At 40.5% G+C, this 21198-nt stretch carries 24 protein-coding genes and 1 tRNA gene; 15 read left to right on the top strand and 10 right to left on the bottom strand.

Going from position 1 to position 21198, the window contains the following annotated elements; genetic code table 11:
* Positions 1-48: 48 nt before the first annotated feature.
* From ACFPIK_RS13595 to ACFPIK_RS13570, 6 genes are all read right to left on the bottom strand, one after another.
* Entirely contained in the window at positions 49-1434 is a 1386-nt protein-coding gene (locus ACFPIK_RS13595) for a purple acid phosphatase family protein (protein WP_377916179.1), read from the bottom strand.
* A 183-nt stretch (positions 1435-1617) separates the two neighbouring features.
* On the bottom strand, positions 1618-2328 hold the full coding sequence (locus ACFPIK_RS13590) for a tetratricopeptide repeat protein (protein ID WP_377916177.1): 711 nt from the start codon (positions 2326-2328) through the stop codon (positions 1618-1620).
* A gap of 13 nt (positions 2329-2341) precedes the next feature.
* The gene (locus ACFPIK_RS13585) at positions 2342-3766 is read right to left on the bottom strand and encodes a CCA tRNA nucleotidyltransferase (RefSeq protein WP_377916175.1); all 1425 of its coding nucleotides are present in this window, start codon (positions 3764-3766) and stop codon (positions 2342-2344) included.
* Complete coding sequence (locus ACFPIK_RS13580; protein ID WP_377916173.1) at positions 3763-4233, bottom strand: hypothetical protein; 471 nt, start codon at positions 4231-4233, stop codon at positions 3763-3765. Before ACFPIK_RS13580 ends, ACFPIK_RS13585 begins: the two co-directional genes overlap by 4 nt.
* A gap of 196 nt (positions 4234-4429) precedes the next feature.
* Positions 4430-4891 carry a hypothetical protein gene (locus tag ACFPIK_RS13575; RefSeq protein WP_377916171.1) on the bottom strand — a complete coding sequence of 154 codons (462 nt, stop codon included), beginning with the start codon at positions 4889-4891 and terminating at the stop codon, positions 4430-4432.
* 170 nt (positions 4892-5061) lie between these two features.
* A complete protein-coding gene (locus ACFPIK_RS13570; RefSeq protein WP_377916169.1) occupies positions 5062-5820 on the bottom strand; it encodes a hypothetical protein in 759 nt (252 codons plus the stop codon).
* Between the two features lie 321 nt (positions 5821-6141).
* Here ACFPIK_RS13570 and ACFPIK_RS13565 point away from each other — a divergent pair, with 321 nt between their 5' ends.
* The 7 genes from ACFPIK_RS13565 to lepB all read left to right on the top strand — a co-directional run bounded on the left by ACFPIK_RS13565 (position 6142) and on the right by lepB (position 13909).
* Positions 6142-7758 (top strand): CTP synthase, encoded by a 1617-nt coding sequence (locus ACFPIK_RS13565; RefSeq protein ID WP_377916167.1) that lies wholly within the window; start codon positions 6142-6144, stop codon positions 7756-7758.
* A gap of 36 nt (positions 7759-7794) precedes the next feature.
* Positions 7795-9588, top strand: coding sequence for a membrane protein insertase YidC (yidC, locus tag ACFPIK_RS13560; RefSeq protein ID WP_377916165.1), 1794 nt, complete (start codon positions 7795-7797; stop codon positions 9586-9588).
* A 199-nt stretch (positions 9589-9787) separates the two neighbouring features.
* Positions 9788-10567, top strand: coding sequence for a ParA family protein (locus ACFPIK_RS13555; protein ID WP_377916163.1), 780 nt, complete (start codon positions 9788-9790; stop codon positions 10565-10567).
* 2 nt (positions 10568-10569) lie between these two features.
* Complete coding sequence (locus ACFPIK_RS13550) at positions 10570-11481, top strand: ParB/RepB/Spo0J family partition protein (protein ID WP_377916161.1); 912 nt, start codon at positions 10570-10572, stop codon at positions 11479-11481.
* Positions 11482-11537: 56 nt separating this feature from the next.
* The gene (locus ACFPIK_RS13545; protein ID WP_377916159.1) at positions 11538-12095 is read left to right on the top strand and encodes a DUF5683 domain-containing protein; all 558 of its coding nucleotides are present in this window, start codon (positions 11538-11540) and stop codon (positions 12093-12095) included.
* Complete coding sequence (gene dapB, locus ACFPIK_RS13540) at positions 12095-12817, top strand: 4-hydroxy-tetrahydrodipicolinate reductase (protein WP_377916157.1); 723 nt, start codon at positions 12095-12097, stop codon at positions 12815-12817. The genes ACFPIK_RS13545 and dapB overlap by 1 nt, the downstream gene beginning before the upstream one ends.
* A gap of 15 nt (positions 12818-12832) precedes the next feature.
* Positions 12833-13909: a signal peptidase I gene (gene lepB / locus ACFPIK_RS13535; protein WP_377916155.1), complete on the top strand. Its 1077-nt coding sequence runs from the start codon at positions 12833-12835 to the stop codon at positions 13907-13909.
* Between the two features lie 64 nt (positions 13910-13973).
* Here lepB and ung read toward each other — a convergent pair whose 3' ends face one another.
* On the bottom strand, positions 13974-14636 hold the full coding sequence (gene ung, locus ACFPIK_RS13530; protein WP_377916153.1) for a uracil-DNA glycosylase: 663 nt from the start codon (positions 14634-14636) through the stop codon (positions 13974-13976).
* Positions 14637-14695: 59 nt separating this feature from the next.
* Between ung and apaG the strand changes: the two genes are divergently transcribed.
* Both apaG and ACFPIK_RS13520 read left to right on the top strand, forming a co-directional pair.
* Positions 14696-15082 (top strand): Co2+/Mg2+ efflux protein ApaG, encoded by a 387-nt coding sequence (gene apaG, locus ACFPIK_RS13525; RefSeq protein ID WP_377916151.1) that lies wholly within the window; start codon positions 14696-14698, stop codon positions 15080-15082.
* A gap of 2 nt (positions 15083-15084) precedes the next feature.
* Positions 15085-15864, top strand: coding sequence for a class I SAM-dependent methyltransferase (locus ACFPIK_RS13520; protein WP_377916149.1), 780 nt, complete (start codon positions 15085-15087; stop codon positions 15862-15864).
* On the opposite strand, the gene ACFPIK_RS13515 is transcribed toward ACFPIK_RS13520, so the two are convergent.
* Positions 15853-16461, bottom strand: a complete 609-nt coding sequence (locus ACFPIK_RS13515; protein ID WP_377916147.1) for a class I SAM-dependent methyltransferase — start codon at positions 16459-16461, stop codon at positions 15853-15855. The two genes, ACFPIK_RS13520 and ACFPIK_RS13515, sit on opposite strands and share 12 nt — an antisense overlap.
* Positions 16462-16465: 4 nt before the next feature.
* Between ACFPIK_RS13515 and ACFPIK_RS13510 the strand changes: the two genes are divergently transcribed.
* The 4 genes from ACFPIK_RS13510 to rplI all read left to right on the top strand — a co-directional run bounded on the left by ACFPIK_RS13510 (position 16466) and on the right by rplI (position 18649).
* On the top strand, positions 16466-17395 hold the full coding sequence (locus tag ACFPIK_RS13510) for a hypothetical protein (protein ID WP_377916145.1): 930 nt from the start codon (positions 16466-16468) through the stop codon (positions 17393-17395).
* Positions 17396-17546: 151 nt separating this feature from the next.
* A complete protein-coding gene (gene rpsF / locus ACFPIK_RS13505; protein WP_377916143.1) occupies positions 17547-17915 on the top strand; it encodes a 30S ribosomal protein S6 in 369 nt (122 codons plus the stop codon).
* Positions 17915-18166 carry a 30S ribosomal protein S18 gene (gene rpsR, locus ACFPIK_RS13500; RefSeq protein WP_092729973.1) on the top strand — a complete coding sequence of 84 codons (252 nt, stop codon included), beginning with the start codon at positions 17915-17917 and terminating at the stop codon, positions 18164-18166. The genes rpsF and rpsR overlap by 1 nt, the downstream gene beginning before the upstream one ends.
* Before the next feature lie 39 nt (positions 18167-18205).
* Positions 18206-18649 carry a 50S ribosomal protein L9 gene (rplI, locus tag ACFPIK_RS13495; protein ID WP_377916141.1) on the top strand — a complete coding sequence of 148 codons (444 nt, stop codon included), beginning with the start codon at positions 18206-18208 and terminating at the stop codon, positions 18647-18649.
* A gap of 54 nt (positions 18650-18703) precedes the next feature.
* Here the strand turns inward: rplI and ACFPIK_RS13490 are convergent, their stop codons facing one another.
* On the bottom strand, positions 18704-18946 hold the full coding sequence (locus ACFPIK_RS13490; RefSeq protein ID WP_377916139.1) for a hypothetical protein: 243 nt from the start codon (positions 18944-18946) through the stop codon (positions 18704-18706).
* A gap of 320 nt (positions 18947-19266) precedes the next feature.
* On the opposite strand from ACFPIK_RS13490, the gene ACFPIK_RS13485 reads away from it, so the two are divergent.
* Positions 19267-19339 (top strand) — tRNA-Gln (locus tag ACFPIK_RS13485).
* Between the two features lie 33 nt (positions 19340-19372).
* Here the strand turns inward: ACFPIK_RS13485 and ACFPIK_RS13480 are convergent.
* The gene (locus ACFPIK_RS13480) at positions 19373-20128 is read right to left on the bottom strand and encodes an EcsC family protein (RefSeq protein ID WP_377916137.1); all 756 of its coding nucleotides are present in this window, start codon (positions 20126-20128) and stop codon (positions 19373-19375) included.
* Between the two features lie 62 nt (positions 20129-20190).
* Here ACFPIK_RS13480 and ACFPIK_RS13475 point away from each other — a divergent pair, with 62 nt between their 5' ends.
* On the top strand, positions 20191-21063 hold the full coding sequence (locus tag ACFPIK_RS13475) for a dienelactone hydrolase family protein (protein ID WP_377916135.1): 873 nt from the start codon (positions 20191-20193) through the stop codon (positions 21061-21063).
* Positions 21064-21198 lie beyond the last annotated feature (135 nt).

Here is a 21198-nt window from a genome sequence, read left to right as displayed (position 1 = left end):
AGAAAAAGATGGCCTCCAAAAAAACTTATTTTCTATTTTATATAAACCTTAATCCTTAAAAGGAATCGTGTTTGAGTTGTTTTTTTCAGGAACTGCATTGACTCGGAGCTCGATAAACTGATTGAGATCGTTCTCTCCTTTTACTAATCCAAAAGCATCATATAGCTCTCCAATGGCAGTAAAGGATTCAAATTTTAGACGATTTCCTTCCACAGTGATTACTTGAAAAAGCTGGGTATTTTCGGCAGCCCGATCTTTGATTGCCCCTTTACCTGTCCAATCCTCACCCATGTTGTACATTTTGCCACCGCTGACACTGACCACATAGACCGTTCCAGTAAGATCCTGAATATTTACTCCATCCATGACATTTCCTTCGGGCGCCACTCTCCCTCTAGCATACGCATGGTCATGACCTTGTAACGCCAAGTCAACCTTGTATTTATCGAAAATGGGTTTCCAAAGAGCCCTTAATTCTGAGTTATCCCTACCATTAGAAGCAGAGAAAAGTGGGTGGTGGTAAGTCAAAATGGTCCATTTTTTCGGATTAGAAGCCAATACACTTTCCAACCAGGCTGCTTGTCTTTCTTGATCTCGATTAGAATCCAGAGAAATCACTCTGACATCCTGATAATCCATGTAGTATACAGTCTCTTCTAATCCCTCAGGGCCATTTTGAGGTAGTGTAAACTGGGGTCTCCACTGGACAGACAGACTTCGTTCTTTAGCCAGAGTTTCTTTTTGATCTTTAGCCCGGTACTCATGATTTCCGGGAGTAGGCATGGCTGGGATCATACTGTGAATGAAACCGCCTGCTGTAAACCATTCGTGCCATTCCTGTTCCCGATGTGCCCGATTGATCAGGTCTCCGGCATGAATAATAAACCTCGCTTCGGGCGCCTTTCTAAAACCTTCTCTGATCAATCTGGACCAAAGTTCCAAAACATAATTCTGGGCATCTCCCACGTAGAGAAAGGAAAATTTATCTTCCGCCTTTTCTGAGGCAGTCTGGAATTGAAACCACTCGCTCCATTGCTCTCCGTCTCCTACCCGATACCCATACATGGTATTTGGCAATAACTCTTTGAATTCCACTGAGTGATAGTGCGCTACTACAGATGCATCTTCGATAGCAGTTGCATCCAAAAGTTCAGTTTTGGCTACAATCGTTTTTCCATTTTTCCAGAATCCCGGAGCAGCGGTGGCTACAGCAATTTCAGCATAGGCTTTTTTTACTTTAGAATTTGTCCTCCAGGTGACATTGACCTCTGAGGATGGGTTCTGTCCGAAATTTAAAACGATTCGATCCGGATAAATACTAGGCTTAGACCATTCCTGATGAAACTTGGGTTCTTTGTAGGTTTGATTCTGTCCATAAGACGAGCCTGTGATAAGGAAGGCAAATAGGAATAGAATCCATTTAAAATCAGTCATGCGAGAGATAAGGGGATACCGAATAATTTTTACTGCTTGGTCAAGGTAACGAAATCCCCTCTTTTTGAAAAAGTCTTTTATGTTGTGAATTCTTTAATCTTATTCTGATGAATACCTAAAATATTAATTATATCATCCAAAAAAACAGCCGGAAGTGGTCCGGCTGCTATTCCTTTACTAGGATCAGTTTGTTTTTTGAAGGTTTTCTTTTGCCTGATTGAAATTGGGCTCCAGTGAAATAGCTTCGTTGAATGAGGCTTTGGCTTCTGTTTTAGAACTTTGATCTAGGTAAATAAGACCTTTCAAATTGAGCGCTGCAGCTTTCATATTCACCTGCTGAGTCTCTGTCTCAGACACGGCAAAGCCGATTTTCTCATCTGGCTTCGCATTTTTTACCAACATGTTTACCGAATTCATCGCTTCTGCATAGCGCTTCATGGAATATTGAAGGTAGGCAGATTTGTAAAGGCTGAAATTATCACCTGTGAGCAAGTGTAAACTTTCATAATAAGGCAAGGCACGGTCAAAAGCGCCTAGCTGCTCTAAAGCATAAGCGGCAATTTCCATGGCGCCTGTATTCTTGTCATTGATTTTGAGGATATCCATCGCCACTAATGCAGCAGAGGCATTAATCCCTGATTCAAAATACAAACTCCCAAGTGCCTCCATGTAGCGGATGTCTTCCGGATTGCGCACGATGAGATCAAATAATTTATTTTTCGCTACCTCCAAATCATTGTACTTCAATGCTGCCTGGTATGCCAGTTGGTCGGCGACATTGAGCGCGTTTTTAACTTTTGGGTCCAGTTTAGGAATAGAATCTGAGGCAGTTTGGCTAAAAGCAACACCTGAACAAATGAACATTAAGAATACTAGTACTACTCGCTTTGACATAATTTGATACTGATTAAGATTTGCTTTGGGGTGAAAGCCCTTTTTCCAGGGCAATTTTCATCATAAGGTTTCTTGCCTCCTCCGGGTTGTTTTGGATTCGGCCTTCCAATATAGCTTCTTTGATTTCTTCTTTAATATCACCGATAATTTTTGAGGGTGAAATTCCAAAAGTTTCCATGATTTCTTCACCACTTATGGGAGGCTGAAAGTTTCGGACTTGATCTTTTTCTTCCACTTCCAATAGTTTCTTTTCGACCTTGTCAAAATTATCAAGATACTTCTGGACTTTCTTATTGTTTTTGGAAGTGATATCTGCCCTACAAAGCTTCATCAGGTCGTCGATATCATCACCTGCGTCAAATAAAAGCCTCCTTAAAGCCGAATCCGTCACTTCATCTTTCACCAAAGCGATTGGTCGAAGATGAAGTTTCACCAATTTTTGAACATACTTCATCCGATCATCCATCGGGAGCTTCAGCCTTCTGAATATTCCTGGAGTCATGCGGGCACCTTTGTCTTCATGACCATGAAATGTCCAACCTACTTTAGGATTGAATCGCTTGGTAGCGGGTTTGGCAATATCATGCAGGATTGCAGCCCATCTCAGCCACAGGTCAGCTGAAAATTGGCAGACATTATCCAACACCTGAAGCGTATGGTAGAAATTATCCTTATGAGATTTATCATCGACTGAATCTACTCCCTGTAGCTCAACCAATTCAGGAAAAAACTCGTGAAGCAACCTGGACGCAAAAAGCAATTTGAACCCATAAGAGGGTTTGGAGGTAAGGATGACCTTATTTAGTTCGTCAATAATCCGCTCTCCTGAGATGATTTGAAGTCTGGATGCATTTTCTGACAATGCAAAAAAGGTGTCAGCTTCAATGTCAAAATTTAGCTGAGCTGCAAAGCGAACCGCTCTCAACATCCTCAATGGATCATCTGAGAAGGTAATTCCTGGCTCAAGTGGAGTTTTGATAAGCTTCCTTTTCATATCTCCCAATCCATCAAAAGGATCGATCAGTTCTCCATAGTTGGATGGATTCAATGAAATGGCCATGGCATTGATCGTGAAATCTCTGCGTTCGAGATCTTCCAGTAGGGTACCGTCTTCCACGATGGGTTTTCGGGATTCCAATCTGTAAGATTCTTTCCTTGCACCTACAAACTCCAACTCCCAATCCTGGAGTTTGAGCATGGCAGTTCCGAAATTTTTAAATACCGAAAGCGGCACATGTTCCTCGTAAGTACTTGCCACTTGTTGTGCAAGCTCAATCCCGCTTCCTACGCAGGTAAAATCAATGTCCTTGCTGGGTCTTCCAAGAATTAAATCACGTACATATCCACCTACCACATACGTCTCCAAACCCAATCGTTCTGAAACTTGGGCTACGCGTAGGAATACCTCATGCTCATCCAGACGATGTTTTAGATTCATCCTTTAATGATTTTCACTTCCCCTTCAGGTCCAAGGAATAATTCTTTGGTGGAAGGTGCCAAGAGTGGGAAATATTTTTCAGTTATGAAATCGGCTGTGGTATCTTTCCCTATTCCCAAAATAACAGGCTGAGCGATTTGAAAAAGGAGCTTATTCCATTCAGGATCACGGATCACAGAAAATCGGACAATACCCTTAGTGACAGGACCCTTAGTCAGCAGTTTATTGGAAGGGCTTTGATATACCGTGGGCTTGGAAGCAAACTCAACTATATCGAGTGAAACCTCTGAGAAGGGCTCGCAAATCGATCTAATTTGGAAAAGGTCAAAAAGTAAATAAGTCCAATCGGAACCCATTTCCTCTTTCCATAATTCGGGTTTAGAAATGGTCAGATTAATGCCATTTCCTTCTTTGATTACAATCTTTCCGCTTTCTCGAAAAGACTTTACTAATAAAATAGGGTCCAAAGCGTGTAAATATTTGCTACAAAATTAAAAATATTATCTGGCCAACACAGGTAAACTTTGAATGAATCATCCTACCTCAACAAAAGCGAACATCCGGTGTAGGGATAAAGTAATCGATGAATTTCAAAATTGAAATTTAGATATAATCAAAAAGGCAGCGTTAAGCTGCCTTTTTGATTACTTTGAATTGAGAAAATTAGCCTCTCAACCAGTTAATAAATGTTTGATAACCTACGCCGATCTCTCTTGCAAAAGCTGCTTTGGTTTTCTTGCCAGCCGCCTCTACTTTTTTCCACTCTTCGACAATCTTATTTTTTTCTGAATCAGAGAAAGATCTTCTCTTTCCTCCTGATTTTGCTGCTGCACTACCGCTCAATGCAGAGATCAAATCATTAAGATCACTCAAAAATTTACTATCTGTAAGAAATAAACCTGCAGCTTCCAATTTTTTGATTACTTCATCTTTTGGATTAACCGGAGTCACTGCAATACCTCTTGCTGCAGCTTCATGAAGATCGATTTTCTTTCCTTCAGCTGTCACATAAATAAATCCATCGGCTCTCTTTAGATCTACAATGGATTCTTTAATTAGTTCTCTCATTTTTTTACAATTTATTTGACAATAAAAATCATTGCAATATAAAAATAGTATTTGCATAATCGAAAATCGATCCTAAAAAATTGTGTTAAAAATTATTTGATCGGAAGAAATGATATTTCACATAAAATAATCTGACTTGGGATGGCAAGATGACTGACTAAGCATATTCGCTATTAAAATTATAAACCAAATAAGTTCAATGAGTACCTATTCTTATATAATTTCAATCAATTGAGAGAATAGGTAGTTAACCAATTTTGAATGAGATTTTTTATTTTAAATTCTTTAGAAATCCAATTGTAATAAGTTTTCTCAAGTTGTTTGTCACTAAACTGTGTTTTGTAAGCTTCCAAATCCAACTCCCCCATTAAATTTTCAAGCAAATCCACAAATGAATCAAACAACGGAAGTGAATGGGTAGATTGTTCTAAATCTGGAAGAAGAACAGGAACCTGTTCAAAAAACACTTGGGTTGAGGCAAACGAATAGCTTAAACCATGTTCATGCTCCAATCGAAATAGTACGATTGATCCTGCATCATTGGTAAGTGTTGCTATTTGGTCAATATGATCATTCATGGCAATATCCTCCAAAAGAGCTTCCAACAAAAAAACAACAAATCCTTTCCATTTCTTTAAGATTGTTTTGCTTATCTCGCTCGATTCAAAATATTCATTTTCTTTTTTATGAAATTCTAACTCAAATTTTCTCTTGCCAAATAGTTTTTGTAATTCAAACCAGTCACTAGCAATAAAATCATCAAAAGGCCAATAGCAAAGAAGAGATTTCTTACTTACCACTATTTCATCAAATACTTCAGAATAAATCTGATTATTGACCTGAACATCCTCTTCATATTTTGTCCAATCCAATTTTGAAAATAAAACCAAAGGATCAAGTTCATACCATTGGCTATATTGTAAAGACTGAGGATTGGCATCACTTAAATAATCTGTCAAAACGACTCTTTGCTTAATTGATTTCATGACCTTATATGGGTTAACGATAGATTGTATAATCAGCACAAGTTGATTTATTCACCTTTTAGCCTTTGGTATAAGCCTCCTTTTTCGGTGAGAAATTCTTTCTGTAAATCATGATGCTAAACTATGTCCAGTAGATAAGAATAAAAATCATTTGACACAAAATGTCACAAGTTGTTTTAAGCCTTTCTTTTCAAAAAAAATACAGACTGATCCCACCGATCCCAAAATTCACCGAAGTAAACCGAAGGCTAATCGGGAATTTTCCCTAATTTTGAACCCCATAAGAATCCTACTCTAAATCATCCCCGGCACACCATTCTTATGGCTTCATCCACTAAGTACATTTTCATTACAGGAGGCGTCACTTCCTCATTGGGCAAAGGAATCATCGCTGCTTCCCTAGGTAAACTCCTCCAAGCCAGAGGTTTAAGTGTAACCATCCAAAAATTCGACCCCTATCTCAACATCGATCCAGGAACACTAAATCCATATGAACATGGGGAGTGCTATGTCACGGAAGATGGTGCAGAAACTGACCTTGATTTGGGTCATTATGAGCGTTTTCTGAATGTAGCTACTTCTCAAAGTAACAACATTACCACCGGGAGGATTTACAACAATGTAATCACTAAGGAACGAAAGGGAGAGTTTTTGGGAAAAACGGTGCAGGTGATTCCACACATCACAGACGAAATCAAAAGCAATTTTTACAAGCTCGGTCAAGATGGAAAATACGATGTGGTGATTACGGAAATCGGTGGTTGCGTAGGTGATATTGAATCTCTTCCCTTCATTGAAGCGGTGAGACAGGCTAGATGGGATTTGGGGCCAGGCAATTTCTTGGTAATTCATCTCACCTTGATCCCTTACCTAAAGGCTGCCAAAGAACTTAAGACCAAACCTACACAGCATTCGGTAAAGCAATTACTGGAAGCAGGTATCCAGCCAGACATCCTCGTGTGCCGAACAGAGCATCCGCTTCCTGCAGAGGTAAAGAAAAAATTGGCACTTTTCTGCAACGTACAGCTAAACAGTGTCATCGAAGCGATGGACGCCGAATCCATCTACGATGTACCGCTTTTGATGAAGAAAGAAAAACTGGACGAACGGGTTCTTTCCAAATTGAAATTAACTTCCAAATCTCCTCTGGACCTTGAAAACTGGAAGGACTTCTTGGGAAGGTTGAAAAACCCAACACAAGAAGTTCACATCGGCTTGATTGGGAAATATGTCTCTCTTCCTGATTCCTATAAATCCATCATCGAATCATTTACCCATGCGGGGGCAGCGGTAGAATGCAAGGTCAATCTCACTCTCATCTCTTCCGAAGAAATCAACTCCGATAATTACCAAACCAAGCTTGGGGATTTGGACGGCATTTTGGTCGCTCCAGGATTTGGCGAAAGAGGTTTTGAGGGAAAAATTCAGACTGTTAAGTATGCCCGAGAAAACAAAGTCCCATTTTTTGGAATCTGTCTTGGGATGCAAGTGGCAGTGATCGAATTCGCAAGAAATGTTTTGGGACTTCAGGGAGCCAACTCCACTGAAATGGATCCAAATACGGCATTTCCTGTCATCGCCCTGATGGAAGAGCAAAAGAAAATAGATCAAATGGGCGGAACTATGCGCCTTGGTTCGTATGCTTGCGACCTAAAAAAGGGAAGTAAGGCTGCAGTAGCTTATGGCAAGACTAAAATACAGGAACGTCACAGACACCGCTATGAATTCAATAATGATTACATGGATCAATTGGAATCAAAAGGCCTGATCGCCTCAGGCAAAAACCCTGAAACCGGATTGGTAGAAATTGTAGAACATAAAAATCATCCTTGGTTTGTTGGAGTTCAATTTCATCCGGAATATAAAAGTACCGTATTAAACCCACAGCCCTTGTTTGTCAAATTCATCCAAGCGGCCATAGACAATAAAAAAGTGTAATCGGTTGATATCCCATCAACCTTGAAGTGAAAAAGTATGGATAGAAATCAAGCAACAGGTTTGATTCTTTTTGCAGCGGTCATTCTGATTTACTCGATATTTTTTGCGAGTGGACCAGAGATCCCGCCCACTGAGGAAACCAAAACCACACAAGTAGAATCAAGCCCCGCTTCTACCCCTCCGGCAGCCAATGAAACCGTGCTTCCTGACAGCCTGGTAGATGTACAAAGAGCCGCTAAATATGGAGTCCTTGCACCACTTACGCTAGGAGAAGAAAAAGATGAAGTCCTGGAAAATGACTTGGTAAAAATCACTGTTTCTACCAAAGGTGGGCAAATCAAGGAAGTCCTCCTTAAAAATTATTCCAGCTGGAAAAATGAACCTCTGAAAATCTTCGAGGAAGGCAATTCGACTATGTCCTTTACAGCTGAAACGCGTTTTGGAACTTTTGATCTGAACGATTTTTACTTTACTCCCTCGCTATCATCCGAAGAAATTGAAGGAGTAAAAACTCAGGTTTTAACACTAAGCGCCGGAACAGAATCAGGCCAAATCGTTCAGACGCTAACTTTGGCAGAAGGTAGCTATGTAGTGGAAAAATCATGGGAGGTGAAAAATTACCAAGGTGTATTTACCGGTAAAAACCTACAGCTCCAGTGGGCCGATAAAATCAGATCTCAAGAGAAGGATCTTGCAGAGTCCAGAAGAAAAACTCAGGTAAACTACTATCTCTCCAACGGCTCTTATGAAAATTTGGGATTGAGCGATGATCCTGAAGAAGCATCAGTTGAAGAACCTGTAAAATGGATAGGATTCAGTCAGCGGTTTTTCACAGCCGGAATTATTGCGGATTCGGTATTCCAAAACGTAAAATTGACCCAAAGCACTCCGGCGGATTCCGCTTTTGTGCGCGATATGACAGCTTCCTTGTCCATTCCAATGGAAAATGGAAAAGCAGGTTTCTCCTACTACTTCGGACCTGACCAATACAAAACTCTCAAAGCAGTCACCGAAGGATTTGAGGAAAATGTGGATATGGGGTATTTCTTTGTCAGTTGGGTCAATAAGTACATCGTAGTGCACCTCTTTGAGTTTTTGGAAAAATACTTCAATAGCTACGGCATCATCATTATCATCATCGTTTTGCTTATCAAATTGGCCTTGATGCCCTTGACCTATAAGTCTTACATAGGCATGGCAAAAATGCGGGTCATCAAGCCTGAAATCGACGAATTGAAGGAAAAGTATGGCGATGATCCGACCAAAATGCAGCAGGAGCAGATGAAACTCTTCTCCCAACTTGGAGTCAGTCCGATATCGGGTTGTTTGCCGCTTTTGCTTCAGATGCCATTCCTATTTGCGATGTTCTTCTTTTTCCCAAATGCAATTGAACTCCGTCAGGAATCATTCCTTTGGGCTAAGGATCTCTCCACCTATGATGAATTCATCAAGCTTCCATTCACCATTCCTTTTTATGGAGCACATGTCAGCTTGTTCACCCTGTTGATGACTGTTTCTCAGATTGTCTATACCCATTTCAACAATCAGCTGACTACTGCCACAGGACCCATGAAAAATCTCGGCTACATCATGCCGGTGATGTTCATGTTTGTACTTAATTCCTATCCTGCAGGTCTGAGCTTCTATTACTTTGTGTCCAACATGGTCACTTTTGGTCAACAGGCGTTGATCAAGCTTTTTGTGGATGATGCCACCATAAGACAAAAAGTAGAGGAAAATAAGCTGAAGAATGTGAACAAGAAGAAGTCAAAATTCCAACAGCGATTGGAAGATGCGATGAAAGCAGCAGACGCTAACAAGAAAAAATAACCGAAAACTGGAGTCCTGACGGATTCCAGTTTTTTTATGACATCCATTGACAAAAGTGAAACGAGTTTTCCATTACAAGCCAAAAAATCAAGCCGTTAACTTTTTTTCACAAGCTACTGAAGCCAAAAAAAGCAAATTCAATCCAAGGATTCGCTCCGAATTTGCTTAATATTGGGCTCAAAATACCCTTATTCAATCCATGGGAAAAATAATTGCCATTGCCAATCAAAAGGGAGGTGTGGGTAAAACGACCACAGCAATGAACCTAGCCGCAAGTCTGGCAGTCTTGGAGCACAAAACACTGGTGATCGACGCCGATCCTCAGGCTAATACAACCTCAGGACTTGGACACGATCCCAAAACCATCGAAACCAGCATTTATGAATGCATGGTAGAGGGTATTGACGTGAAAAGCATCGTATCAAAAACAGAAATAGAGAACCTCTATTTGGTACCATCACACATTGATCTGGTCGGCGCTGAAGTCGAAATGATCAACATGGAGAACAGAGAGGAGAAAATGAAGAGTGTCATTGCGGATCTTAAGGACGAGTATGACTTTATCATCATTGACTGTTCGCCATCTTTGGGTTTGATCACCATCAATGCGCTGACTGCTGCAAATTCAGTCATCATCCCGGTACAGTGTGAATATTTCGCATTGGAAGGGCTCGGGAAGCTGCTTAACACCATCAAAATCATCCAAACCAGACTTAATCCTGATTTGGAGATTGAAGGTATATTACTCACTATGTATGATGTTAGACTCAGACTATCCAACCAGGTGGTCGAGGAAGTCCGACTTCACTTCAAAAACATGGTGTTTGATACCATTATCCCAAGAAATGTAAAGCTTTCAGAATCCCCTAGCTATGGATTACCTGCGATTGCATTCGACGCGGAAGGCAAAGGCTCAATTGCATACCTCAACTTGGCAGGTGAAATTGCCCAGAAAAATGGTCTTCAAAAAGTGAATTGATTATGTCAGATCAAAAACCGATTCGAAAAAACGCATTAGGAAGAGGGTTGGGGGCACTTTTAGAAGACAGCCCGGCAAAACACAAATCTCAGGATATCCTGCCTGAAGTAGCTAAAACAGGGATTTTTGAAATCCCCTTGGAAGAAATTCAAGTCAATCCCTATCAGCCTCGAGTCCACTTTGACAAAGACGCACTTCAGGAATTAGCCGAATCGATCAAAGTTCAGGGAATCATACAGCCCATCACTGTGCGAAAACTAGCCCCAAATGAATTTCAGTTGATTTCAGGCGAGCGAAGATTTCAAGCTTCCAAACTAGCAGGGCTCACAGCTGTACCGGCCTATGTCCGCACTGCCAACGATCAGCAAATGCTGGAAATGGCTTTGATTGAAAATATCCAGCGAGAAAACCTCAATGCTCTCGAAATCGCCCAATCCTATCAGCGCTTATTGGCGGAATGCAATCTCAAACAGGAAGAACTCGGAGATCGAGTAGGAAAAAACAGAACAACTGTCAACAACTACCTCAGATTGCTAAAACTCCCTCCTACCATTCAGGCAGCTATCCGAGATCAGCAGCTCTCCATGGGACATGCCCGAGCCCTGATCAACATTGAAGATGTAGACAAGCAATTGGCAATTTTCAAAAAAGCACTAGAAGAAGAGTTAAGCGTTAGGAAAGTAGAGGCACTGGTAAAAGCTTTGAATGAAGGGAAATCCGGAAAAGAAAGCGAAAAGCCTGGACTCGATCCCGTGAAGAAATACGAGATGAATAAAATTCAGCAGCGTTTGGCTTCTCATTTTGGAACCAAGGTGGCTCTTAAGGCAGATCAAAAAAACAGGGGAGAAATAAAAATCCCTTTCCAATCTGCCTCCGACCTTAACAGAATTCTTGAAATTTTAGAGATCATTTAAGATTGACAGGCATTTCTACAGATAGAAGTAAGTTTGTAAAGACCCCATGGCTCTTCATGGGGCTTTTGCTTTTTGTATTTGTATTTTCTGTGTCTGGGTATAGCCAAACCACAAAAATCACCAATACAACTGCAGAAAAAGCCAAAAAAGAAAAACCAGACTATTCCCTAATTCCGAAAAACCCTAGAAAAGCCACCATTCTCTCAGCTATTTTACCCGGAGCAGGGCAGGTATACAACGGCAAAATCTGGAAAGTACCCATCCTCTATGCAGGATTCATGACGGATATCTATTTCATCAATTTCAATAACAAACGATACGAGACTTTCCGAGAGGCACTATTTGCCTTTGATGCAGGTGAGTCCAACCAATTCCCCTCTCTCAATCGAAACTCCTTAGTAAGAAATGTGGATTATTGGAGACAAAATAGAGACATGACTATCCTTCTCCTGGTTGGAATCTATGCCTTAAATCTGGTAGATGCCAATGTGGATGCCCATCTTTCAGGTTTTGATATTTCTGATGATCTTGCCCTAAAAATAGAACCTGGTGCTTCCGGTATTTCAGCATCTACCTCACCCTACGGAATCACATTAAAACTTCAGTTTAAATAATGAATATACTAATCCTCGGATATGGCAAAATGGGAAAAATTATCAGCGAATTAGCTGAATCCCGAGGCCATACCATCGCTGCCAAAATAAACATAGACAATAGAGAAAAACTCCTAACTCTCGACCCGAGCAAAATTGATGTGGCTATCGAATTTAGCCAGCCTGAGGCTGCCATCGAAAATATCAAATGGGCTTTGGAACGGGGAATACCGATTGTATCTGGCACCACGGGCTGGATTTCCAAAAAACCGGAAATCAACCGACTTACTCTTGAGAAAAATGGCGCTTTCTTCTATGCTTCTAACTTCAGCATCGGGGTAAACATCTTTTTCAAAGTCAATGAACTACTTGCCAAACTGATGAATGAAACCAAAGGTTATCAGGTTTCTTTGGAAGAAATTCATCATACAGAGAAAAAAGATGCCCCCTCCGGAACAGCAATCACGTTAGCACAAGGAATTCTAAAAAATTACAAATCGCTGAAGGAATGGCATCTCGTGGGTGAAGGAGAAGAAAATTCCCAATCCCTCGCTATCACTGCGAAGCGAATTGATCCTGCACCAGGTACCCATATCGTAAAATATTCCTCTCCTATCGATGATATAGAAATCACCCACACTGCGCACAGTAGACAAGGATTTGCTCTCGGAGCCGTCTTGGTAGCCGAGTGGATCCCTGGAAAAAAAGGAGTGCTTTCTATGGACGATTTTCTTTTATTTTAAGTCAAATTAGAACTAATGAGCCAATCCAAACCTAAAAAATCTGCCGCCAGAGAATGGGCAGACGCCTTAATTTTTGCAGTAGTAGCTGCCTCATTGATTCGATGGCTTCTTCTAGAACCATTCACCATCCCTACGGCATCTATGGAAAAATCCCTCTTAGTGGGAGATTTTCTATTTGTAAGCAAAATGCACTATGGAACGAGGATACCCAAGACTCCTCTTCAGTTTCCTTTGACCCATCAAAAAATCTGGGGAACTGAAATCTCCTCCTACTCCGATGCAATTCAATTACCTTATTACCGACTTCCGGGATTTACTGAAGTGAAGCGAAATGATGTGGTAGTTTTCAATTACCCTGTTGAGTTTCAATACCCCAATGATCTGAAGACCAACTACATCAAAAGGGCAGTTGGGGTACCTGGAGATGTGATCGAAATCAAAGAAGGAGAATTATTTGTCAATAATGAACCCGCTTTGAAGCCAGAAGAGATGCAATATTCTTATGAAATCAAAACAAACAGACCTTTGACGGTAGAGTTTTTGGGGGATTATGGAATCAATAGAGAAAGCTTCTACACTGCTCCAGAAGGCAATAGATATATGATTTGGACTACTGACCAAACCGTGGAAAGGTTAAAATCCTCCCCGGTAATTACATCTGTAACAAAGGCGATCATGCCAAAAGGAGAAGGTGAATCAAATATTTTTCCGAATGGGTCCAATTATGGCTGGAACCGCGACAATTTTGGTCCTCTTCTAATCCCTGGAAAAGATATGAAGGTCGAAATGACACCGGATAATGTCATAAAATATTCGTTTACAATCGAAAAGTATGAAGGACATCAGAAAGTCGAAGTAAAAGATGGCGTTCTATTCATAGACGGTGTAAAAACCGATAGCTACACCTTCAAACAAAACTATTACTTCATGATGGGTGACAACCGTCATGATTCCTTGGATTCAAGGTACTGGGGATTTGTACCTGAGGATCATGTGGTGGGCAAAGCTTGGTTTTTATGGTTATCCCTCGACAAATTTGAATCTATGTTTAGCAAAATACGCTGGAGTAGATTCCTGAAAGGAATTGAATAAGCAAAAGAGGCTGTCTAACTAAGGCAGCCTCTTTTTGTATTGGAATCAATTTGGAATACGAACTTCACCAAGCAATAGGGTCTTGATTGGTTTTCGATAAGTAGTCATTTGCTTTTGAAAAGTGACCACATCCCAGAAACCCACGGTGGGCTGACAAGGGACTTGGATGAGGAGCTTTAAGAATCAAATGTCTTGAGCTATCAATAAGCTCCGCTTTTTTTTGAGCATAGGCACCCCAAAGTAAAAAGACCACATGATCACGCTCCTTGTTGATTACTTTAATCACCTCATCAGTGAAAATCTCCCAACCTCTATGTTGATGTGAACCAGCCTGATTGGCTCTCACCGTAAGCGTGGCATTAAGTAAAAACACACCTTGATCAGCCCAACGAGTCAAATCCCCATTTGGTGGCATATCCTTTCCCAAATCATTTTTGAGCTCTTTCAAAATATTCAATAAACTCGGAGGAAAAGGAATGCCGGGTTTCACTGAGAATGAAAGTCCATGAGCCTGCCCCTCCCCGTGATAAGGATCCTGTCCTAGAATCACAACCTTTACTTTAGGCAAAGGACAATGCCAAAAAGCATTGAAAATTTCTTTCCCAGGAGGAAAAATCTGATGATTCTGGTATTCAGATTTGACAAATTCAGCCAGTTCCTTAAAAAAATGAGCTTGGAAAACATTTGTTAATGAGTTTTTCCAACTATCTTCAATTTTGACATCCATGGATTAGTTGTTGAATTAAGGATTAGAAATTGTAATTTCAACCCAAATTAAAAGACAATATGGTCACTTCGGTTACAAAAGGCATTCAAGTTGACGTCGAGGCAAAGTACCAAGCGGAATTTTCAAACCCGCATCAGCACCATTATGTCTTTACCTATAAAGTAACAATCATCAATAAGAGTCAGCATACCTTCCAGTTGCTGAAAAGGAAATGGGAGATTTTTGATGCCGCAGATAACCATAAGATGGTAGAAGGTCTCGGTGTGGTAGGCCAACAACCCATTCTGGAACCAGGTGAAGTGCATACTTATGTATCAGGATGTAATCTAATCTCAGGAATGGGTAAAATGAAGGGTACTTTTACCATGGAAAAGCTTTTTGATGGTCAGCTTTTGGAGGTGTCCATTCCCGAATTCCAATTGATTGCCACTATTTTTGATAATTAATATTGATCAAAATAGTAGAACCTTTACTTCCTTTTTTAAACTATTGGCTTCGCAAAGAGGATCTTTACAGTCAGCAATCCACCTTCGTCTTTTCCGTTTATTCTAAGCTTACCCGCTACCTTAAGTCCACTACTGAATTCAACTCAGACATCGAAGATTTCAGAAAACAGCTTCTGCGCGAAAAAAGAAGCTTTGCCATCCAAGACTTTGGCGCAGGATCAAAGAAAGTAAATGATCAATTCCGAACCGTCAGCAAAGTCACTCGATACTCCACGAGTTCTGCCAAGTTTGCTACGCTTTACCAATACTTCTGCCAACTAACACCCGCTGAATACGTCCTGGAGCTTGGCACTTGTGTAGGAATCACCACTAGATATCTGAGTAAGGTCACAGAGAGAAATCTATTGACCATAGAGGGTTCAGAAGCACTTTGGCAAATTGCACAAGCTAATCCCCGCCCTGAAAAAACTGAATTTGTATTAGGAGAAATCTCAAAAAAATTACCTCCGATCATCAGAAAAATTCCCAAACTTGATTTTGCCTTGATTGATGCCAACCATACTTACCACGGGACAATGACCTCATTTAACACTTGCCTGGAAAAAATCCATCCAAAGAGCATTATGATTATCGGAGACATTCATTGGTCCAAGGAAATGGAAAGGGCTTGGAAAGCAATTAAAGAAGATCCAACCGTGAAACTGACATTTGATTTTTTTGAATGTGGAGTCCTGTTTTTTGATTATTCAGGACCAAAAACTCATTTGATTCTAGACATCTAGCCTTTTCATTATCATAAATAGTTCGGATCCCTTGCGAGGTCCGACTGAATTATAGCAAGGCTCAAATTTCTCAATCTTAAAATATGGTAAAAAATAGGCCTGATATTCCTTGGCCGTTCCCCCTAAGGGTGGTCCACCTGCAAACTCACGATCAAAAAGTACTCCCACCAACTTGCCGGCAGGCTTGAGCAAATGATGCATTTTTTTAGCATAGGATGACCTTAGACTTGGATCCAACGCACAAAAGAAAGTTTGCTCAAGAATTAGATCGTACTTCCCTTCATGATCAAAAAAATCTTGATGATGAACTTGTGATTTGGGAAATAAGGGATTGCTTTTCAAAAACTGAACAATAGGAGTTAAAGCAATATCTAGGAGATGTACATTTTTGATACCCAACTCTAAGGCTGCAACTACTTCGTAGCCATTACCTGCACCCGGAATCAATACCTCAATTTCCTTTGATTCAATTTGGCAAAGATATTGATAAAGTGGTGGAGAAGGAGAGCCAAGGTCCCATCCGGTATAGCCATTTTCATATCTGGAATTCCAAAATTCTTCGTCTAAAATCAACATCTCATAAGCCCTTTTACTCACAATTATGAATTCTAATTTCGAAAACGAATCCAATCAAAAAAAAGATCAAAGCAAGAATATCATCATCATTGTTTTGGTTTTGCTCGTCATCATCAGCGGTATTAAGCTGTACACTGACTACGTGGATAGAACCAAAAAGACTGAGGAGATCCTCCTTTTATCCACCGAAAACAATGAATTGAATCGAAGACTTGACTCAGTCACCTATCAACTAGACTTACGCATTCAAGAAATTGAAAAGCTCGGTGGGGATGTTAAAGCACTAGAAGCAGTGAGAGACCAACTGATCTCAGAAAGAAACTCTTCAAAACAGCGTAGCAATGCTGAAATATCAGCTTTGAATTCTAAAATCAACAACCTCAATGGCCTTATTGCACAAAAAGATCAGGAAATCCTTGAGTTGAGAGCTGCAAACCAGCAACTATTCTCAGAAAACCAAGATCTCAAGACCACCCAGGCTCAAATTGAGGAGGAAGTGGCACAGCTTAACATTCAAAAGCAAAACCTGCAGGCCAAAGTAGATGTAGCCTCTATGCTAAAGGCCGAAAATATTGTAATTGCAGCAGTAAACTCAAGAGGCAAAGAGCGTGTAGAGACTACCAAAGATTTTAGAAACCGTCAAATCGAAAGATTAAAAGTGAGCTTCAAAATCTCCGACAATAAAGTTGCTGAAAAAGGGCCTAGAAATGTCTACGTACAGGTATTAGGTCCAAATAGCCAGCCAATATTTGATGTAGCCAAAGGCTCAGGCACTTTCATGATCAATGGACAAGAACAATTCTACACGGTGAAGCAGGATATCATTTTTGATAATTCCGGTCAGAGCCTGGTGTTTTATTATGAAAAAGGCTCCGAATATGCAAAAGGAAATCACGAGATCAAGCTTTTCGTAGACAACTACCAAGTGGGTTCAAAAACCTTCACTGTAAAATAACCAATCCTATTTGATTACATGACCAGAGGCCTCCTATTTGGAGGCCTTTTTCATTTATTCCTAATTGATTTTCAGCAAGGATTTGGAATACAGTGGTGATTCCCCTACTTTTGCGGTCTGTTTATTCAAATTTCCTAAAACACATTAAGAAATGTTCCAAAGAAGTTACGAGACGGTATTCATTTTAACTCCCGTTTTATCTGATGTTCAGATGAAGGATACTGTCGACAAGTTTGTGAACTTGTTAAAAGAAGAGGGGGCAGATGTGATCAATGTGGAAAACTGGGGTCTTAAGAAGATGGCTTATCCTATCGAAAAAAAGACAACTGGTTTCTATGTATTGGTAGAGTTCAAGGCTGATCCAACCGTCATCAGAAAGTTTGAACTGGAGTTCAGACGTGATGAAAAAGTGATGAGATTCCTTACTACTGTATTGGACAAGCACGCTATCGTGTATGCCGAAAGAAGAAGAAAAGGAGAATTTAACAAAAAAGCTGAAGCTAAGGAGGAGCAAGCCTAATGACACTAGTAAACGAACCTATCAACAGAGGCGAAATCAGAAAGAAGTATTGCCGCTTCAAGAAGCATGGAATCAAGTACATCGACTACAAGGATCCAAACTTCCTTTTGAAATTCGTAAACGAGCAAGGTAAAATCCTTCCTAGAAGACTTACCGGTAACTCTGCGAAGTATCAGAGAAAAGTAGCTCAGGCTATCAAGAAAGCAAGACATTTGGCTTTGTTGCCATTCGTAACCGATGGTTTGAAATAATTCGGTCTTGTATCGTTCAATCAAAAAAGATCATTACAAATGGAAATCATTCTAAAAACAGACATCAAAGGTCTTGGATATAAAAATGACTTGGTAGAGGTAAAGCCAGGCTATGGCAGAAACTACTTGATCCCTCAAGGTTTTGCTGTACTTGCTACTGACTCAAACAAGAAGATCCTTGCTGAAAACATCAAGCAGGCGGCTCACAAAGCTGAAAAGATCAAAACTGAAGCCGAAAACATTGCAGCAAAACTTGCAGAGGTAACTCTTGAAATCAAAGCAAAAATCGGTGATTCAGGGAAAATCTTTGGTAAAGTGACGACACTTCAGATCTCAGATGCTTTGGCAACCCAAGGCTTTGAAATCGATAGAAAGAAAATCGCAATTACAGTTCCTGTAGAAGGTGCCGGTGAGTTTACCGCTGACGTTGACCTTCACAGGGAAGTAAAAACTAAAGTGAAATTTGTGGTGGTAGGAGAATAATCCCTCCACATCCAAAAAAATAAAGGCTCGCATCTCTGCGAGCCTTTTTTAGTTTTAAGCCAAGGCTTTTTCCAAATCGTCAACCAGCTTTTTAGCGACTGCTTTGCTGTTTTTCTCTCTAGCTTCTTTAAATGCCGCCAAGGCAAGAGTTCCTTTTTCGATTACACCTACCGGATTTCCATCATTTTGGAAACTTACCCAGCACCAACTTAATTCTGAAGCCAATTCAGTTTCTTTGATTTTCTCCAACTTACCGATGACTTCAGCCACCACTTTCTCAATTTTTACTGCGTCCATTTGTGTATTATTTTGTTGATTTAGTTTTCAATTTATTATCAAAAGAATATAAATATTTGAAAAAATGCAAATAATTAGGCTTTCAATTAGATAAAATACAAATTTCAATCGATTTCCAAACTATCTTATCCTCACATAAAACAGTATTGATTCTTCAAAAACCAGAAAAACAACCCAGTCTGATCATGATTTTTTTCTGTCTGAATTCAAGGATATTAGCCTTTTGGGCAAAAAATCTTTACAAGGCCACTTGGAAAAAATAACTCATAAATCTACCTTTGTGACACTTTAAAGAAAACGAACGTGTTTTCTTTCAATACTGATCCATGGTGTAACTGGCAACACGTCTGATTTTGGTTCAGAAGAGTCTAGGTTCGAGCCCTAGTGGATCAACAAAACCTCCTCAAAAGGGAGGTTTTGTTGTTTTTATCCCACATCAACTTTAGCCTTCATTCTCAATCTATAGCAATTCATCGCGTACCGACCAAGATGATCGGTGAGCTTATAGTTTGCGATTGCCCCAACAGGCGCACCAATGAGTGGTACCAATTGGAATAGTTTGGCCAAATCAATGTAATCCCGGTAATCCAACTGGAAAGTCTTCCAATCAAAATCCGTCAGCTCTTTTGGCAAGTCTGACACATGCATATCCCAATTTTCGATCAATCCTATCAGGTCATTTCTTCGGCTTTGACTGGAAAAACTTAACTGAAAAACATAAAGTAAAAAGAGACGCTCTTGATACGATTTGGCATCAAGGCCATAAATCGAAGCGATATCAAAAAGCAATTTCATTTTGATCGTGAGAAAGGCCGGAAAATCAGCCAAGCCCAGCAATATCCCTCCTGCGCCTGTAATTGCTCCTTCAGCACTTGCTGTGTTTCGAAACCATTTGATTCTTTTCCGCACTAGGAGTTCACGCTCCATGAATGTCAGCGAAGCCTTCGGAGTGGGCTTCACCAGATCTGAACCAGCCAATACGGTCTTAACCATGTTTTCAATGGCCACAGAAATCGCCTTGTGCACTTTCTCCGGAATCCAAGAGTTTACCTTTCCCTGAATGCCACTCGAAATCTTACCAAAGAAGCTAGGGGGCTTTTTTACCTCCATCAGCCACAGGCTAAGTTCAGCTTCTACATAGTGGTGGTAATTCTCCCTATTCATATTCTTTTGGTCAATCATCAAACCTATTTATGAATTCGATGGTTAATTTTTCATTCTCCATCCAATTAACCCATTTACTCATGATCAAATCAATTCTATCCCTCATTCTTTTTCTGATTAGCTGGTTTTTTTGGCCTAAGGCTGCCGATCTACCAGAAAACAACGACCCATTTTCGGGTATCACAGTATGTCATTCTTACAATGACGACATGGCCCAGTTTGTAAACGCGCCGGGATTTGCTGCGTTTCACCCTTCTCCAGTCGCTTTTGATTTTGAGGGAAAAGGAGCAATGACCACCTTTCCTACCCCTGATGGCCAAAACGGCTCAGGTTACGTAATCAACGCCACTGCTCCTACCGACCAATGGCTGTTTGTCTACCAAGAGTGGTGGGGACTCAATGACCACATCAAGCATCAAGCTGATGTTTTCTATGAGGACTTGGGAGGAAAAGTAAATGTAATCGCCTTGGATATGTATGACGGAAAGGTCACTTCCAATCCACAGGAAGCAGGCCAATTTATGCAGGGTGTAAAAGAAGCGCGTTTGGAAAATATCGTGGCAGGTGCCCGTCAGCTAGCCGGAGCCAAAGCAAAAATTGCCAATGTAGGCTGGTGCTTTGGTGGATCATGGTCATTGAAATCCGCCTTACTGAATGGGCAGCAAAATCTCGGCTCGGTGATCTATTATGGCATGCCCGTCCGGGATGTAGAAAAACTCAAAACTCTGAATTCGGATGTATTGGGTCTCTTTGCCACTGAGCAGTACATCTCGGAAGCAGTCATTAAGGAGTTTGCTACCAACATGGAAACAGCAGGCAAAAAACTGACTTACAAAATCTTCCCGGCAGTTCATGGATTTTCCAATCCAAGCAATCCAAAGTATGACGAAGCTGCCAGTAAGGAAGCTTACGGGATGGCGATAGCTTATCTAAAAGAGAAATTTAAGGTGTGACAAATAAAGATCTAATGGTCAAAAATAGTTGGTGAAACACCCTCTAACTATCTGATATTGAATTAAATATTAAGACCTTATTGAAAGCGGTTTCAATAAGGTTTTTTTGTTTCATGAAAACTTCAAAAAAAGCGG

Origin of the sequence: Algoriphagus aquatilis, assembly GCF_042657405.1 — a bacterium.
Lineage (GTDB): Bacteria > Bacteroidota > Bacteroidia > Cytophagales > Cyclobacteriaceae > Algoriphagus > Algoriphagus aquatilis.
The sequence above is the reverse complement of the archived record's forward strand: the minus strand, read 5'-3'. Positions and strand labels throughout refer to the sequence as shown.

Excerpts from the sequence above, each read along its gene's own strand:
- rpsR (WP_092729973.1), top strand. The coding sequence starts at position 17,915 with ATGACACTAGTAAACGAACCTATCAACAGAGGCGAAATCAGAAAGAAG.
- apaG (WP_377916151.1), top strand. The coding sequence starts at position 14,696 with ATGGTCACTTCGGTTACAAAAGGCATTCAAGTTGACGTCGAGGCAAAG.
- ACFPIK_RS13550 (WP_377916161.1), top strand. The coding sequence starts at position 10,570 with ATGTCAGATCAAAAACCGATTCGAAAAAACGCATTAGGAAGAGGGTTG.
- ACFPIK_RS13475 (WP_377916135.1), top strand. The coding sequence starts at position 20,191 with ATGATCAAATCAATTCTATCCCTCATTCTTTTTCTGATTAGCTGGTTT.
- ACFPIK_RS13595 (WP_377916179.1), bottom strand. The coding sequence starts at position 1,434 with ATGACTGATTTTAAATGGATTCTATTCCTATTTGCCTTCCTTATCACA.
- dapB (WP_377916157.1), top strand. The coding sequence starts at position 12,095 with ATGAATATACTAATCCTCGGATATGGCAAAATGGGAAAAATTATCAGC.
- ACFPIK_RS13480 (WP_377916137.1), bottom strand. The coding sequence starts at position 20,128 with ATGATTGACCAAAAGAATATGAATAGGGAGAATTACCACCACTATGTA.
- ACFPIK_RS13555 (WP_377916163.1), top strand. The coding sequence starts at position 9,788 with ATGGGAAAAATAATTGCCATTGCCAATCAAAAGGGAGGTGTGGGTAAA.
- ACFPIK_RS13510 (WP_377916145.1), top strand. The coding sequence starts at position 16,466 with ATGAATTCTAATTTCGAAAACGAATCCAATCAAAAAAAAGATCAAAGC.
- ung (WP_377916153.1), bottom strand. The coding sequence starts at position 14,636 with ATGGATGTCAAAATTGAAGATAGTTGGAAAAACTCATTAACAAATGTT.
- ACFPIK_RS13545 (WP_377916159.1), top strand. The coding sequence starts at position 11,538 with ATGGGGCTTTTGCTTTTTGTATTTGTATTTTCTGTGTCTGGGTATAGC.
- ACFPIK_RS13575 (WP_377916171.1), bottom strand. The coding sequence starts at position 4,891 with ATGCAAATACTATTTTTATATTGCAATGATTTTTATTGTCAAATAAAT.
- rplI (WP_377916141.1), top strand. The coding sequence starts at position 18,206 with ATGGAAATCATTCTAAAAACAGACATCAAAGGTCTTGGATATAAAAAT.
- ACFPIK_RS13590 (WP_377916177.1), bottom strand. The coding sequence starts at position 2,328 with ATGTCAAAGCGAGTAGTACTAGTATTCTTAATGTTCATTTGTTCAGGT.
- ACFPIK_RS13490 (WP_377916139.1), bottom strand. The coding sequence starts at position 18,946 with ATGGACGCAGTAAAAATTGAGAAAGTGGTGGCTGAAGTCATCGGTAAG.
- ACFPIK_RS13565 (WP_377916167.1), top strand. The coding sequence starts at position 6,142 with ATGGCTTCATCCACTAAGTACATTTTCATTACAGGAGGCGTCACTTCC.
- rpsF (WP_377916143.1), top strand. The coding sequence starts at position 17,547 with ATGTTCCAAAGAAGTTACGAGACGGTATTCATTTTAACTCCCGTTTTA.
- ACFPIK_RS13585 (WP_377916175.1), bottom strand. The coding sequence starts at position 3,766 with ATGAATCTAAAACATCGTCTGGATGAGCATGAGGTATTCCTACGCGTA.
- ACFPIK_RS13570 (WP_377916169.1), bottom strand. The coding sequence starts at position 5,820 with ATGAAATCAATTAAGCAAAGAGTCGTTTTGACAGATTATTTAAGTGAT.
- lepB (WP_377916155.1), top strand. The coding sequence starts at position 12,833 with ATGAGCCAATCCAAACCTAAAAAATCTGCCGCCAGAGAATGGGCAGAC.
- yidC (WP_377916165.1), top strand. The coding sequence starts at position 7,795 with ATGGATAGAAATCAAGCAACAGGTTTGATTCTTTTTGCAGCGGTCATT.